We start from the raw sequence: 13840 nt of genomic DNA, 5'->3' as shown, positions 1-13840 counted from the left end.
GCGATGCGGCACAGTTCAATCGAACGCCCCGTCTTACGGCACGCGCGGCGCAATGTATGCATTTTGTAATTTTGCGCCTTTCGTGTCGTAAAATGTCCCGGTCACCGGCGACGCGTCGCGACTTCGCAGATCACCCACATGAATCCAAACGACACTTCCATCGACCTGTCCGCTTACTTCGCGCGTATCGGCTATGACGATGCACGCCGTCCCGCGCCGACGCTCGACACGCTGCGCGCGCTGCATCTGCTGCATCCTCAGGCGATACCCTTCGAGAATCTCGACGTCCTGCTCGGCCGTCCGGTGCGGCTCGATCTGGCGTCGATCCAGCGCAAGCTCGTCGCCGGCCGGCGCGGCGGCTACTGCTACGAACACAATCTGCTTTTCCGCAGCGTACTCGAAGCGCTCGGTTTTCGCGTGCAAAGCTACGCGGCCCGCGTGCTGTGGGGCCGCGCCGACGCCGCCATGCCGCCGCGCTCGCACATGCTGCTCGTCGTCGAACTGGACGAAGGCGCGTTCGTCGCGGATGTCGGCTTCGGCGGCATGACGCTTTCCGCGCCGCTCGCGCTCGAAAGCGGACTCGAGCAGATCACGCCGCACGGCGCGTTTCGTCTGGAGAAAATCGATCCCGACGCGCGGCTGCCGCATTTCCGGCTCGATGCGCTCATCGACGGGAAATGGGCGCCTGTCTACCGCTTCGACTTCGATCCGCAATACGGCATCGACTATGAGATGTCGAACCATTTCGTCTCCACGTATCCGCAGTCCATCTTCCTGCACAACCTCATGGCCGCGCGCCTCGCGCCGGGCCGGCGCTACGGGCTGCTCAACCGGCGCCTCTCCACGCATGACGATCACGACGGCACCACGCATCGCGACCTGGCGAGCGTGGCCGACTTGCGCCGCGCACTGAGCGAGGAGATCGGCATTCATCTGCCCGATGCGCCCGATTGCGCGAATCCCGTCACCACTGCCGATCTGGACGCCGCGCTCGCGCGTCTTTCCGCGTCCCATCCGGCCTGAGCGCACGACACCGATGTTCAGAAGAAAAACGCCTGCAGGCCGCGACTTTCATACACATCACCGCAGCACCATGCTCGGAAGCCGCCTGCCCGCGTGGCGCTCGCGGCTCGTCTTCGCGGGCGTGACGGCGGCGTTTCTCGCGCTGGCCGGGCGCGCGATGTGGGTGCAGGTCGTCGATCACGAGTTCTACATCGGCGAAGGACAGAAGCGCTATCAGCGCACGCTGGCGCTTGCGGCGACGCGCGGGCGCATCGTCGACCGGCATGGCGCGATGCTCGCCGTGAGCCTCGCGACCTACGAGGTGTGGGCGAGTCCGAAGCGACTCGACGGCGCGCGCAACGACGACATCGCGAAGCTGCTCGGCATGCCCGCGCGCGATCTGGCGCGGCGGCTCGACACCGATCGCAGCTTCGTGCTGCTCAAGCGCCAGGTCGATTCCGAAGCCGCCGAGCGCATCGCCGAACTCGGGCGCGCGGGCGTCACGCTCGTGCCGGACACGAAGCGTTTCTATCCCGAGGGCGAATCGGCGGCGCATGTCGTCGGCTTCACGGATAACGAGGACCAAGGTCAGGAAGGCGTCGAGCTTGCCGCCGATGCGCGTCTCGCGGGCGAAGCCGGCCAGCGCGAAGTCATTCGCGACCGGCTCGGGCGCGTGGTATCGCAGATCGGCGAGACGGAGATGCCGCAGAACGGCGAGACCATTCAACTGACCATCGACCGGCGTATTCAGCAGCTCGCGCATTCGCAACTGAAAGCCGCCATCGCGAAGCATCGGGCGCGCGCGGGCAGCGTCGTCGTGCTCGATGCGAAGAACGGCGAAGTGCTTGCGCTCGCGAACTATCCGAGCTTCGATCCGAACGACCGCAGCCGTCTCACCGGCGAGCAGTTGCGCAACCGCGCGCTCACCGACACGTTCGAGCCCGGCTCGACCATCAAGCCGCTCGTGGCGGCGCTCGCCATCGATCTCGGCAAGGTGCGGCCGGATACGCGTATCGATACGACGCCCGGCACCATGAAAATCGGTCCGAACGTGATTCACGACACGTCCAATCACGGCGTCATCACCGTGTCGGAAGCCGTGCAGATGTCGAGCAATGTCGCGCTCACGAAGCTCGCGCTGCAACTGCCCGCGCAGACCATCTGGGACAAGTATCGCGAATACGGCATCGGGCGCGCGCCGGAACTCACGTTTCCGGGCGCGGCCACCGGGCGGCTGCGTGCGCCGGAACGCTGGAAACCCATCGAACAGGCGACGATGGCGTACGGCTACGGGTTGTCGCTCTCGCTGTTGCAGATCGCGCAGATGTACACCGCTTATGCCGGCGACGGGCGCTTTCACGCGGCCACGCTGATCCACGGCGAGAAGCGCCGCGAAAGCGTGCCGGTGGTCAAGCCCGCGACGGCCGCCGCCGTGCGCGACATGCTCGAAATGGCGATGGGACCGAACGGCACCGGACGCGCCGCCGCGGTCGAAGGCTATCGCGTCGGCGGCAAGACGGGCACGGCGCGCAAGCAGGTCGGGCGATCGTATGCGGCGAACAAGTATCGCGCGTCGTTCGTCGGCATTGCGCCGATGAGCGATCCGCGCGTGATCGTCGCCGTCATGATCGACGAGCCGACCGGCGGCACGTACTACGGCGGCACTGTGGCGGGACCGGTGTTCTCGGGCATCGTCGGCGCGACGCTGCCGCTGCTCGGCATTCCGCCCGACGCGTGATGCGCGACGCCACGCGCAGAAGCGCCAGCGGGCGCGGACGTTGCTGCCCCGATCAGGCGCCGAAGCTGACCGAACCGTAAAGGCGCTGTGATCTAATGACGCGTTCGGCCTGAAATCACGACAACCGGGAAGACCATGAAAAAACTCGCCGCGGCCCTCGCGCTGCCCTTGCTCATGTCCGCTTGCGGGCGCTTCCATAACGCCGATGCAGGCCAGCCCGAAGTGGATACCGCATCGACGGAAAACCGCGTCGGCAGCATCGTTCAATGCATTGCCGACGAAGCGAAGAAGCACAACGCCACGTTCAAGCAGACCGCGATTCCGCAAGGCACGATGCTCGAATTCGGCGACTCCAACGTCATCAAGGTTCGCTACGACAACGGCGAGACCGTGTATCGCTTCTATCCGGGCGAACGCCACGCGTCGAACCTGTGGATCGAAGGCGCGGGCAAGAAATGCGCGCCGTGACGCACGGAGCATAGAACGGCATGCGCTCGACCAAAGCCATCAACGCCGTCGAACGGCTCAAGACCCGCAGCGGCAATCCGCACTACGCGGCGGTCAGCATGCCGGGCGGCTATTTCTATCTCATCGAACGCTCGGCGGAAGGATCGAGCAAGCTCTGCGATCCTTTGCCGATGGACGACTTCATCGCGTTCGTCAATGCGCGTGAGCCCGCCAAACCGCGCAAGGTCAGCAAGCTCGATCAGGCGATGGAAGCGCAAATAGGCCGCAGCGGCAAGCGCGCGGACAAGCCGACGCCTGACGAACGCGACTGAAAACGCGCTTGCGTCTGGCGCATCGCAGCATCGAAAGCACCACGCTCTCAGCAATAAATGTGCGTTGACAGACGGAGCCACATGGCGCCCGTTGCGTACATTTTTGTTAACGGTCGTACCTTTGGTCATCAAGGATTCGAAGACAGCATCACGGGTCACGATCGTACAAGTCAGATAACGAGCAAGGGCCGCCCGCGACGATTCATCAGAAATCGCGCGGGTGAAACGGGGTGCCCGCCGGCGTAACGACGAAAGAGCGTGCGTCGCGTCGCGCGGCTGAGAGGAAGACCAGCGATGAAGAAGAAAAAGAGCGAGGCCAAGGGCAGCTTGCTGCCTTCGGCTTTGGCAGATGTCGAACTTCAACATATCGAACGCGCGGTCGCGCAGCTTCGCACGATGCACAACCAGTCTCCGGGAACGCTCAACGTCGAGTACTGGCGTGAGCGGCTCGCGGCGGTCGTGAGCGGCTATGCGCTCGTGCCGGCGCAGAAGCAGCGCATCGAGGCGCTGCGCCTCGCGCTCGATGCGGTCCGCACCACTCCACGCGACGGCGGCAGCCGCAAAAGGTCGACCAACAGGCTTTGGGCGAAAGCGGCCTGAATAGCCGCTTTCGCCACTCGCGCAAACGGCGCGATCCCGATCGTCGCGCGTCCGGCCCGGTCGCGCGCGCTTGCACAGGCTTGCACTATCGCTTTTGTTTGTCGAACCGGTTTCACAGGCGGTCTCAGGCATCGTTCGTGCTCGGCATGGAGCTTCCATTAGCAACGCCTGGAGGCGCCATGTCTGCATCGTTTCATCGAATCGCCGCCACGCTCGTCGCGTCCGCCGCAGCCGTGTTCAGCACGGCCGGCCACGCGCAGATCACGCAGCCCGCGGGCTCGGATCAGCAGGAAAACCGCACGTCGGATTCGACCGGCCGCGCGAATCCGTCGGGCACGATGGTGCATGAATCCCAGAAGCCGCAATCGAAGGACGCCGCCGGCGCCGCGCGCGGCCCGACCGTCGGCAAGGACCACAAGACCGAAGGCGCGGGCGGCTTCAACAACGGCCTTTACGGCACGGGCGCGGGCAACAACAAGTAGCCCGCACGACAGCGCGCGGGCTCGGGCTGCGTTCAGTCCGCGCGCTGCGCCGATCCGTTGATCTCGGGCGCGATGGCCGCGTGATTGACGATCGCCACCAGCGACACCCCGCCGATCACGTTGCCGATGAACGTCGGCACGAGGAACACGAGGAAGTAATCGGAGACGCTGGCGGCGCCCGTCATCACCGCATACGCCGATTCCACCGATCCCGCGATCACATGCGACAGCTTGCTCACGGCGACGGTATAGGTCACGAGCAGCACGGTGAGCAGGCGCGCGGACCGGGCGCTCGGCAGCAGCCAGACCATCAGCGCGATGAGCCAGCCGGCAAACATCGCGCGCACGAGCGTCACGCCGAAATCCGCCGAAAGCGGCGCCTTGGCGACCTTCGCGAGCGCCTCCGTGACACCGGGCGAGAACACGCCGGGAATCTGCAAGAGACCCGCGAAGATCACCGTTCCGATCAGATTGAAGAACAGCACTATCGCCCATAGCCGAAAGGTCTTGGCGAGCGTCGTCAGGTCGCGCCGCGTGAGCACGGGCAGCACCGCCGTCAGCGTGCTTTCGGTGAAGAGCTGCTGGCGCCCGAGAATGACGAAGACGAAGCCGATCGTATAGCCGAAGCTCGTGATGAGGCTGCGCCAGCTCGTGTCCGGCAACTCGCTTTCGAGTATGGATTGAACGAGAAACGAGAAGCCCATCGAGAGTCCCGCGGCGAGCGCGGACCACATGAGCGCGGCGAAAGTCCGCTCCATCGCGGCCTCGCCCTCTTCCCGCACGATTTCGTGAATGACGAGCGCATGAGGCGTCGAATGCTCGGCGGCCTGCTCGCGCTCGGCTTCGTCGAGGTTGGGTGATTCGGAGCCGGCGGATGGCCCCTTGTCCTGCTCTGACATGATCGTTCTCCGTGAAGGCCGCTCGATGGGGATCGATGAGCGGCGGGCGCAGGAGCAGAGCAGGAACGATGCCCGCGAATCAGGACACGGCGGACTAGCGCGCGTTGACGGTATCGCGCGTATCGTAGCCGCGCCACTTGTAGATGAGCGCCGACGCGAGCCAGCACGCGGCGAAGAGACCGACGATCGCATAGCCGAGCGCGCCGAAGTGCTCGGAGAGCACCGACGCGACGTCCCACAGCCCGCCCTTCAGTTGCAGCCGGTCCGCGATCAGCCCGAGCGCCTCGACGCCGCCCACGAACACCGCGATCACCACCGAGATCAGCGTGACCGTCAGGTTGTAGTAGAGCTTGCGCACCGGCTTCATGAAGGCCCAGCCGTATGCGCCGAGCATCAGCATGCTGTCGGCGGTATCGATGAGCGACATGCCCGCCGTGAAGAGCACCGGAAACACGAGGATCGACCAGACCGGCATGCCGCGCGCCGCTTCCGACGCCGCAATGCCCATCAGGCCGATTTCGGTGGCCGTATCGAAGCCGAGGCCGAACAGAAAGCCGAGCGGATACATGTGCCAGCTTTTGCCGATGAACCCGAAAAGCGGCCGCGCGATGCGCGCGAGCAGCCCGCCGCCGACGATCAGCATGTCCGCGTCTTCATCGCGGATGGCGTCGCCGCGCCGCACGCGCCGGAATGCGCGCCATACGCCGCGCAACACGAAGAGATTCATCGCCGCGATGGCGAACAGAAAGAGCGCCGACACCGACGTGCCGATCAGCCCGCCGATCTCGCGGAACGCGAGAAAGCGTCCCTGCACGGCGGCGGCTGTCGCGGCGATGACGGCGGTGGCGAGCACGACGACCGTCGAATGCCCGAGCGAAAAGAAGATGCCCACGGCGATCGGCCGCTTGCCCTGCTGCATCAGCTTGCGCGTGACGTTATCGATGGCGGCGATGTGGTCGGCATCGACCGCATGGCGAAGCCCGAGCGAATACGCGAGCAGCGACGTGCCGAGAATCAAGGGATAGTGACGAAATGCGATCAGCGCCCAGACCCAGGCGACGATATTGAACGCGACGAGCCCGGCTAAAAGGCGCGTGGACCGGCGCGGGAGCGTGAACGCCGGAGGGGACGCGGTGCCGGGGTCGAAAGGTCGGGCCATGGATGCGCAGACGTGACGGAGGAACAAAGGGTCACAAAGCGTCAAAGGATACCGTGCTTCGACTCTGAGCCAATATTCCGCGGCCTGAAGCGACATCGCCCGGCCGCCGCGTTGAATGCGACGGCCGGGCGATTGCCCGGACGAGCGACGGGGACGGACTTACTTGCCCATGACCGTATCCACCGATTCGCCGATGATCACGATCTCCGTGCGACGATTGCGCGCGCGGCCTTCATCGCTGTCGTTGCTCGCGACGGGACGGTCGAACGCGAAGCCCTTGTAGTTGACGCGCGACGCCGGCACGCCCTTGTCGGCGAGCGCACGCGCGACGACTTCCGCGCGCGCCTGCGAGAGCTTCATGTTGTAGTCGCGTTCGCCGATGTTGTCGGTATGGCCTTCCACCAGCACGGGCTTCTTGCTGCGCATGATCAGCACGGCCGACCGCGCGATTGCGGGACCGGAATCCGCGCGCAGCGTGGCCTTGTCGAAGTCGAACAGCACCTTCTCCGGCAGGCGCACACCCACGCCCTGCGGCGTCTCCGTCACTTCGATACCCGCCGCCCGGTTCAACGACTCTTCCTTCGTGCGGTCCAGACTGGAACAGCCCGTCAGCACGGAAACGGCAGCCACTAAGGCGCCCACAGCCATCAGCTTCTTCAACTCTTTCTCCTTGCAGCTCATGAATTCGGCGTCGCGGCGACATTGCCGTGCGCCTCGACTGCATCCCGTTGGCAGGTCTAACGATCGACCGATGCCGGCACGTTTCCGGATGCGCTTAGCAAAAGCGCGAAAGGTATAGCACGGTCGTGCGGCGCACTTGTCAACATTTGCAAAGCGCGAGAGACGGGCGAGCGGCGCTTTCCCGGCATCGCGAAAAACATTGCCGGATTCGTTGGTTGGGCGCGCCAGGCTGCGCGGCTACCATGGCGCTTCCGCTTTACAGAGTCCGCCATGCCACGCTATATCGACGACGCCCAACGCGATGCAATCCAGGATCGGCGCGCGTCGTGGCGCTGGCGCAGCGAATGGCCGACGTGGCTCGTGATCGTCGCCGTGCATGGCGGATGGTTCGCCGTCGCGGTCAACGCGCGCACGCTCGGATTGCCGGTCGCGCTCGTCCTGCTGACGGTGCTCTCGTGCTGGTACATGTCGCTGCAGCACGAACTGCTGCACGGCCATCCGACGCGCTGGCCGTTCATCAACATGCTGTTCGGCATCGCGCCGCTGGCCGTGTGGTTTCCGTATGCGGTCTATCGCGATTCGCATCTTCGTCATCACGACGAAGCTCACCTCACCGTGCCCGGCCGCGATCCCGAGAGCTATTACGTGACGCCCGAACAGTGGGCGAACGCGGGCGCGCTGCTGCGGGGCGCCATCGCCGCGCGCAATACGTTCGCGGGGCGCATGCTCATCGGGCCGTGGTTTTCGATCGCCGCGTCATGGCGCGAAGCCGCGCAGGCGCTCGCGACGCGTCAGTGGCGGATCGTCGCGAGCTGGGCCGCGCATGTGACGATGCTGGCCGCGCTCGCGTGGTGGCTCGATGCGCGATGCGGCATCCCGTGGCGCGCGCTGATTTTCGGCGTCGGCTATGCGTCGCTCGCGCTGGCTTCGGTGCGATCGTTCCACGAGCATCGCGCGGCTCACGACGAACGCGAACGCACGGTCATCAACGAAGCCGCGTGGCCGTGGCGGCTGCTTTTCCTGAACAACAACTATCACGCGGTGCATCACGACTTGCCCGGCGTGCCGTGGTACGCGCTCGGCGATGTCTACGAAGAACGGCGCGACGCCTATCGCGCGGGCAACGGCGGCTTCGTCGTGCGCGGCTATGGCGAGTGGCTGACGCGGCATGCGTTCGCGCAGGCCGTGTCGCCCGTGCATCCGTTCGCGGGCGACGCGGACGTGCAGGCATCGGCACGGATTCGGCCGGTTCGCCGCGATATCGGTACGATGCAATCTCCTTCCGCCTGACCGCCCCCCGATGCAATGGATTGCCGCCTTGCCGATGTACAACGTCGCGCCCGCGCTCGCCGACGACTGGCGCGCATGGCTCGATGCCGCCCTCGCGCGTGTATCCGGCCGGCTGATTGCGCGCGGCGATACCGTGCGGATCGTCGATCCGGACGCGGATCTCACCGCGTTCTGGCTTCGCGACGACGTGCTGCTCTCGCAAACCTGCGGCTATCCGCTGCTGCATGCGCTGAACGGGCGCGTGCGAGTCGTCGCCACGCCCGACTTCGATGCGTCCGGTTGCGAGCACGGCGGCTATCGCAGCGTGCTGGTGACGGGCGCGCACGTGGAGGCGGCGTCGCTCGAAGCGTGCCGCGGCCTGCGCGCGGTCTATAACGACGACGATTCCAACAGCGGCATGAATCTTTTCCGGCACGCGGTCACGCCGTTTGCAGCGAACGGGCGATTCTTCGCGTCGGTCGCGAAAAGCGGCTCGCATCTGGCGTCGTTGCGGGCGATTGCAGTCGATCGCACCGCGGATGTCGCCGCCATCGACTGCGTCACGCTCGCGTTCGTGCGGACACATCGGCCGGAGCTGGCGACGGGCATCCGCGAGATCGGCGTGACGGCGAGCGCGCCCGCGCTGCCGTTCATCGCGTCGCGGCGCGTGCCGCCAGATATCGTCGATGCCCTCGCCGCCGCGCTCTCCGAGGCAATCGCGCATGACGCGCCGCTCGCGCGCCGGCTGCGGCTTAAAGGACTGCTGCGCTTCACACAGGCGGATTACGCGGTGATCGACCGCTATGAGCGCGAGGCGATGGAGTCGGGGTATCCGCGGCTGGCGTGATTGAGCGCTTCTCATCTGGAATGCTTACTGATGCGTCCCCGGTTGCCATGACGCGTGCATAGAGTCACGGCCCGCGCTGCATCTTTGCCGGGCTTCGCGCCCCCCCGAATCCTCCCGTCCCGGCAGACTTTCCAGACTTTCGGCACAATCGGGTTTTCCCATACGTGGCCGCGTCGAGGCCCGCTCCGCAAGCATTCACGCGCGGAGCGCCGCCTCACCGAAAGCCAAGAATCCGCAATGATCCCCTTCTCGCTGCTGGACCTTTCGCCCATCCCGCTCGGCTCGACCGCCGCCGACGCCTTCGCTCATTCGCTCGACCTCGCCCAGCACGCCGAACGCTGGGGCTATCAGCGCTACTGGCTCGCGGAACACCACAACATGACGGGCATCGCCAGCGCGGCGACGTCGGTCGTGATCGGCCATATCGCGGCGGGCACCAAAACGATCCGCGTCGGCTCCGGCGGCATCATGCTGCCGAATCACGCGCCGCTCGTGATCGCCGAGCAGTTCGGCACGCTCGCGTCGCTGTTTCCGGGCCGTATCGATCTCGGCCTGGGCCGCGCGCCCGGCACCGACCAGACCACCGCCCGCGCGCTGCGCCGCGATCTGCAAGGCAGCGCGGACTCGTTCCCGGACGATGTCGTCGAACTGCAACGCTTTTTCGCCGATCCCGTCGAAGGCCAGCGCGTGCGCGCGGTACCCGGCGCGGGCCTGAACGTGCCGATCTGGCTGCTCGGCTCGTCGCTGTTCTCCGCGCAGCTCGCGGCCGCGCTCGGGCTGCCGTTCGCGTTCGCATCGCATTTCGCGCCGGATTATCTGCTGACCGCGCTGGACGTTTATCGCTCGCAGTTCCGTCCGTCGCCGACGCTGAAAAAGCCCTACGCGATGGTCGGCGTCAACGTCTTCGCCGCCGATACCACCGAGGAGGCGCGCTTCCTGTTCACGTCGCTCGAGCAGCAGTTCGTCAATCTGCGGCGCGGCACGCCGGGTCAACTGCCGCCGCCCGTCGAGTCCATCGCGTGGACGCCGGCCGAGCGCGCGGGCGTCGAGCATTCGCTCGCGTGCTCGGTCGTCGGCGATCGCGCGGACGTCGAGGCGGGGCTGCGCTCGGTCATCGACCAGACGCGGGCCGACGAACTCATCGTGACCGCGCAGATTTTCGATCACCGGGCGCGCCTGCGCTCCTTCGAGATCACGGCAGAAGCGCGCGACGCCATCGGCACAAACGCCTAGCCGCACGTCCACGCCACGCCCGGCACGCGCGCAAGCCGCCCGTGCTGGACGCGCGCGCTTTTGACAGGCAATAATGAGATACCGGAGCGCCAGCGCGGGAAGCATCGCGCGCGGCGCTTCGCGTCTGCTCTACCGCCACGCATCGCTCATTCGAACGCGTACGCTTTTTTGGTGCGCGCGGCCGGCGACGCGGCGGACAACAACAACGACGTTGCAAGAGGGAGAGGAAGAATGTCGATGCCGAGAAGCGCTGCCACCGGGGCCATGACGCTCCTGACGGAACACGATGAAGCGAGCGGCCAGGAAGTGCGCTCGCTGCGGCTCGAACCCGCCGCCGACGGCAAGGCCGTCCTGCTGATCGAAATCGACGAGCGCAAACCCGGTATTCATCGTGAAGTGCGTTATGAGATTACCCCCGCCGAACTGATTGCCGCCATTCGCGCGCACGGTGCGGAATTACCGGGAGAGCAGCATACGCGTTAAAACTTTTTTAATAGTTGCCGCGCGCAGCATACAATAGAGTTCAAAGCGGGGTTTCAGCCGTCCGGCAGTGGCGGCGGCGCGAGCCTCGTGTTCCGCGGATCGTGGCCGAATTCGGCTTTCCGGCGTGACTTCCCGCGCGCACCCTTGTCGCGCGTCCGTCATGCGATCCCTGAACTGGCGTTTATCCGCAATCCGCTCGATGCCGGCTATATGAGCAACGAGACTAGCGGATTAAACCCGACCTGCGGTAAATACACTAATTGACGCGCGGCAGGCACTGCGCCACGCTTGTATAAACACAAACTCAAGTCTTCGAACCGCCCCGGTCCGCGCGGGGCATCGGTTCGTCATCTGTAAATCAAAAAGCTGAATCAGGAAAGCCGTGGACGAAAGAAAGCGAGATAGCATCATTGCGTATTTGCGCAGCCGCATGGCCGAATTCGGCATCACCGAAAGCGCATTGGCCGAAGCATTAGCCGAAGCGTCGGAGGCTCCCCCGCCGCCCATGCTCACGAAGACCAACGGAGCAAATGGCGCGATAAAGCCGAAACGGGCGATGCCGCAACTCCCGTCCCTGCCGCAAGCCAATGGCGACCAGCCGGTTTTTCGCAATGCCAGCGGCGATACGTGGGACGGCGTCGGCGACATGCCGGAATGGCTCAAACGCGCGGTGCATGCGGGACAGGACATCGAGTTCTATCGCGTCTGAAGCCCCGGCTTCAAGGCTGCGTGCGCGCGTGGACGGCAACGCCCGGGCGCGCGCCCGCGTGCGCGCAACGCCATTCGTGAAACCGGCGAAATCAATTCGCCCGGCGTTACGCATCGCGTAGCGCGGGTGCGTCGTGTCATAGTCAATTCGCTGCTAATTATCAAGCTCAAAAATTTTCAGCGATGCATCGCCATCGTGCCGGAAACGGTTTATTGGTCGTTCCTGTAGCCGGCTGGCTTTCGCTCGCCGCGTATCGACCTCGTTGAGTCGCCGACTTAGAGCGACAAAACGCCCATCCCGGTCGTGAGGAGCACCCATGAACGCACACGGACGCCGCGAGCCCGACGCCGACATGTACCCCATTGCAATCGCCATTGCGATTGCGCCGGCGCGTCTGCCGGCCGATGACTGCGCTGCGAGGCATCGCGCCTGAGCCGCCGTGCGCGGCCTTTGACCCATCGAGGGACGAGCGCCATGCATTCCCGCTCCGCCTCCCTTCCGAGCGTCGTGCGGCGCATGACGGCGGGCCGCATGCTGCTCGAAGGGGCGTCGGTGGAGCGGGTCGCGGACGACTTGCATCTGTCGGTGCAGACGGTGCGCCGCTACAAGGCGATCGTGTCCGAAGGCGGCCTCGACGCGCTCGCGAAAATGGGCGTCGGCGGGCGGGCATCGGTGCTGGATCAGGAAGCGCTCGGCTGGATCGCGACGGCATTGCAGGGCTCGGCGCGCGAACACGGCTTCGAAAGCGACGCGTGGACCAATGCGCGGCTGCGCGAGTTGATCGAACGGCGCTACGGCGTGCGCTACTCGCGCGTCTATGTCTGGCAGATCGCGACGAATCTCGGCCTCGGGCATTTGCTGTCCAAATCGCGCCGATGAAACGCGGAGCGCCGCGCAGCGCCCCGCGTCCGGCGCATCAGAAGTTGAACTGGTCGATGTTGCTCGCATCGAACGTCGTCGGCGGGCCGAGAATCACTTCGCCGCTCTTGCCGACGGTGCGCTTGCCGAGCTTGCCCGCATCGAAGGAATCGCCTTCCTTGCCCGTGATCGTCCCCGACGCGAGATTCGCCGCCGCGAACGCGGCCAGATAACCCAACTGGCCCGGGTCCCACAACTGGAACGCGGTGACGGTGCCGTTCTTCACGAACGCGCGCATCTGGTTAGGCGTGCCGAGACCGGTGACGACGACCTTGCCCTTCGCGGGCGATGTCGAGATATAGCGCGCCGCCGCCGCGATGCCCACCGATGTCGGCGCGACGATGCCCTTCAGGTTCGGATACGCCTGCAGCAAGCCCTGCGTTTCGACGAACGATTTCTGATCGTCGTCGTTGCCGTAGGCGATCTTCACGAGCTTGAGCTTCGAATATTCCGGCTTCTTCAATTCCTCCTGCATCCATTTGATCCAGGTGTTCTGGTTCGTCGCGTTGGGCGTGGCGGAGAGAATCGCGAACTCGCCCTCGCCGCCGACGAGCTTCGACAGCAGTTGAATCTGGCCGCGTCCGATCGCTTCCGAATCGGCCTGATTGACGAAGATCTGGCGTCCGTCGGGCGCGGTATCGGAATCGAACGTGACGACCTTGATGCCTTGCGACATCGCTTTCTTGAGATACGGCACGACGGCGTTCGCGTCGTTGGCCGCGATCACGATCGCGTTCTGGCGCTGCGTGATGAGCGTGTTGATATAACTCACTTGCGACGACGCTCCCGCATCCGACGGCCCCACGACCTTGCCCTCGCCCTTGAACTCCTTGATCGCGGCCATGCCGCCATCGTCGGCGATGACTTCGTACGGATTGTTGATCTGCTTCGGCAGGAACGCGATCTTGAGGCCGCTCTTCACTTCGGCGGCGCTCGACGTGAACGCGACGCTGGCCGCGAGCAGCGCCGCCGCGAGGATCGGCGCGCGCATGAGTCGATACGGTGTCTTCATTGTCGTCAAGTCTCCTGTCTATGCGCAAA

General features: G+C 65.3%; 16 protein-coding genes. 12 read left to right on the top strand and 4 right to left on the bottom strand.

The annotated features are described in order from the left end of the window. Positions 1-138: 138 nt before the first annotated feature. From AWB72_RS10795 to AWB72_RS10770, 6 genes are all read left to right on the top strand, one after another. The gene (locus tag AWB72_RS10795; RefSeq protein WP_040052185.1) at positions 139-1023 is read left to right on the top strand and encodes an arylamine N-acetyltransferase family protein; all 885 of its coding nucleotides are present in this window, start codon (positions 139-141) and stop codon (positions 1021-1023) included. 13 nt (positions 1024-1036) lie between these two features. Beyond that, positions 1037-2740, top strand: a complete 1704-nt coding sequence (locus tag AWB72_RS10790) for a peptidoglycan D,D-transpeptidase FtsI family protein (protein ID WP_040052184.1) — start codon at positions 1037-1039, stop codon at positions 2738-2740. Between the two features lie 135 nt (positions 2741-2875). Continuing rightward, complete coding sequence (locus AWB72_RS10785; RefSeq protein WP_040052183.1) at positions 2876-3208, top strand: hypothetical protein; 333 nt, start codon at positions 2876-2878, stop codon at positions 3206-3208. A 20-nt stretch (positions 3209-3228) separates the two neighbouring features. Then, the gene (locus tag AWB72_RS10780) at positions 3229-3519 is read left to right on the top strand and encodes a hypothetical protein (protein WP_040052182.1); all 291 of its coding nucleotides are present in this window, start codon (positions 3229-3231) and stop codon (positions 3517-3519) included. Between the two features lie 294 nt (positions 3520-3813). Next, a complete protein-coding gene (locus AWB72_RS10775) occupies positions 3814-4119 on the top strand; it encodes a hypothetical protein (RefSeq protein WP_040052181.1) in 306 nt (101 codons plus the stop codon). A gap of 179 nt (positions 4120-4298) precedes the next feature. Next, entirely contained in the window at positions 4299-4601 is a 303-nt protein-coding gene (locus AWB72_RS10770) for a hypothetical protein (RefSeq protein WP_040052180.1), read from the top strand. A gap of 32 nt (positions 4602-4633) precedes the next feature. Here AWB72_RS10770 and AWB72_RS10765 read toward each other — a convergent pair whose 3' ends face one another. From AWB72_RS10765 to AWB72_RS10755, 3 genes are all read right to left on the bottom strand, one after another. Then, positions 4634-5500 (bottom strand): formate/nitrite transporter family protein, encoded by an 867-nt coding sequence (locus AWB72_RS10765; RefSeq protein WP_052450040.1) that lies wholly within the window; start codon positions 5498-5500, stop codon positions 4634-4636. Between the two features lie 94 nt (positions 5501-5594). Then, positions 5595-6659 carry a HoxN/HupN/NixA family nickel/cobalt transporter gene (locus AWB72_RS10760; protein ID WP_040052179.1) on the bottom strand — a complete coding sequence of 355 codons (1065 nt, stop codon included), beginning with the start codon at positions 6657-6659 and terminating at the stop codon, positions 5595-5597. Between the two features lie 159 nt (positions 6660-6818). After that, on the bottom strand, positions 6819-7319 hold the full coding sequence (locus AWB72_RS10755; RefSeq protein ID WP_040052348.1) for an OmpA family protein: 501 nt from the start codon (positions 7317-7319) through the stop codon (positions 6819-6821). Between the two features lie 291 nt (positions 7320-7610). On the opposite strand from AWB72_RS10755, the gene AWB72_RS10750 reads away from it, so the two are divergent. From AWB72_RS10750 to AWB72_RS10725, 6 genes are all read left to right on the top strand, one after another. Beyond that, complete coding sequence (locus AWB72_RS10750; protein ID WP_040052178.1) at positions 7611-8630, top strand: fatty acid desaturase; 1020 nt, start codon at positions 7611-7613, stop codon at positions 8628-8630. A 10-nt stretch (positions 8631-8640) separates the two neighbouring features. After that, entirely contained in the window at positions 8641-9456 is an 816-nt protein-coding gene (locus AWB72_RS10745) for a phosphate/phosphite/phosphonate ABC transporter substrate-binding protein (RefSeq protein WP_040052177.1), read from the top strand. A 237-nt stretch (positions 9457-9693) separates the two neighbouring features. Next, positions 9694-10689, top strand: a complete 996-nt coding sequence (locus AWB72_RS10740; protein ID WP_040052176.1) for a luciferase-like monooxygenase — start codon at positions 9694-9696, stop codon at positions 10687-10689. Between the two features lie 237 nt (positions 10690-10926). Further along, the gene (locus AWB72_RS10735; protein WP_040052347.1) at positions 10927-11172 is read left to right on the top strand and encodes a hypothetical protein; all 246 of its coding nucleotides are present in this window, start codon (positions 10927-10929) and stop codon (positions 11170-11172) included. Positions 11173-11602: 430 nt separating this feature from the next. Then, positions 11603-11881: an H-NS family nucleoid-associated regulatory protein gene (locus AWB72_RS10730; RefSeq protein ID WP_244285582.1), complete on the top strand. Its 279-nt coding sequence runs from the start codon at positions 11603-11605 to the stop codon at positions 11879-11881. 474 nt (positions 11882-12355) lie between these two features. Continuing rightward, positions 12356-12760 carry a helix-turn-helix domain-containing protein gene (locus tag AWB72_RS10725; protein WP_040052174.1) on the top strand — a complete coding sequence of 135 codons (405 nt, stop codon included), beginning with the start codon at positions 12356-12358 and terminating at the stop codon, positions 12758-12760. A gap of 37 nt (positions 12761-12797) precedes the next feature. On the opposite strand, the gene rhaS is transcribed toward AWB72_RS10725, so the two are convergent. Then, on the bottom strand, positions 12798-13811 hold the full coding sequence (gene rhaS, locus AWB72_RS10720) for a rhamnose ABC transporter substrate-binding protein (RefSeq protein WP_040052173.1): 1014 nt from the start codon (positions 13809-13811) through the stop codon (positions 12798-12800). Positions 13812-13840 lie beyond the last annotated feature (29 nt).

It is taken from the genome of Caballeronia concitans, assembly GCF_001544615.1.
GTDB lineage: Bacteria > Pseudomonadota > Gammaproteobacteria > Burkholderiales > Burkholderiaceae > Caballeronia > Caballeronia concitans.
This window is presented reverse-complemented; position numbering and strand designations above follow the sequence as displayed.

What these genes read in the sequence shown, in the direction of transcription:
- AWB72_RS10725 (WP_040052174.1), top strand. Translation starts at nt 12,356, where the DNA reads ATGCATTCCCGCTCCGCCTCCCTTCCGAGCGTCGTGCGGCGCATGACG.
- AWB72_RS10760 (WP_040052179.1), bottom strand. Translation starts at nt 6,659, where the DNA reads ATGGCCCGACCTTTCGACCCCGGCACCGCGTCCCCTCCGGCGTTCACG.
- AWB72_RS10740 (WP_040052176.1), top strand. Translation starts at nt 9,694, where the DNA reads ATGATCCCCTTCTCGCTGCTGGACCTTTCGCCCATCCCGCTCGGCTCG.
- AWB72_RS10745 (WP_040052177.1), top strand. Translation starts at nt 8,641, where the DNA reads ATGCAATGGATTGCCGCCTTGCCGATGTACAACGTCGCGCCCGCGCTC.
- AWB72_RS10795 (WP_040052185.1), top strand. Translation starts at nt 139, where the DNA reads ATGAATCCAAACGACACTTCCATCGACCTGTCCGCTTACTTCGCGCGT.
- AWB72_RS10750 (WP_040052178.1), top strand. Translation starts at nt 7,611, where the DNA reads ATGCCACGCTATATCGACGACGCCCAACGCGATGCAATCCAGGATCGG.
- AWB72_RS10780 (WP_040052182.1), top strand. Translation starts at nt 3,229, where the DNA reads ATGCGCTCGACCAAAGCCATCAACGCCGTCGAACGGCTCAAGACCCGC.
- AWB72_RS10785 (WP_040052183.1), top strand. Translation starts at nt 2,876, where the DNA reads ATGAAAAAACTCGCCGCGGCCCTCGCGCTGCCCTTGCTCATGTCCGCT.
- AWB72_RS10790 (WP_040052184.1), top strand. Translation starts at nt 1,037, where the DNA reads ATGTTCAGAAGAAAAACGCCTGCAGGCCGCGACTTTCATACACATCAC.
- AWB72_RS10730 (WP_244285582.1), top strand. Translation starts at nt 11,603, where the DNA reads ATGGCCGAATTCGGCATCACCGAAAGCGCATTGGCCGAAGCATTAGCC.
- AWB72_RS10775 (WP_040052181.1), top strand. Translation starts at nt 3,814, where the DNA reads ATGAAGAAGAAAAAGAGCGAGGCCAAGGGCAGCTTGCTGCCTTCGGCT.
- AWB72_RS10765 (WP_052450040.1), bottom strand. Translation starts at nt 5,500, where the DNA reads ATGTCAGAGCAGGACAAGGGGCCATCCGCCGGCTCCGAATCACCCAAC.
- AWB72_RS10735 (WP_040052347.1), top strand. Translation starts at nt 10,927, where the DNA reads ATGCCGAGAAGCGCTGCCACCGGGGCCATGACGCTCCTGACGGAACAC.
- AWB72_RS10770 (WP_040052180.1), top strand. Translation starts at nt 4,299, where the DNA reads ATGTCTGCATCGTTTCATCGAATCGCCGCCACGCTCGTCGCGTCCGCC.
- rhaS (WP_040052173.1), bottom strand. Translation starts at nt 13,811, where the DNA reads ATGAAGACACCGTATCGACTCATGCGCGCGCCGATCCTCGCGGCGGCG.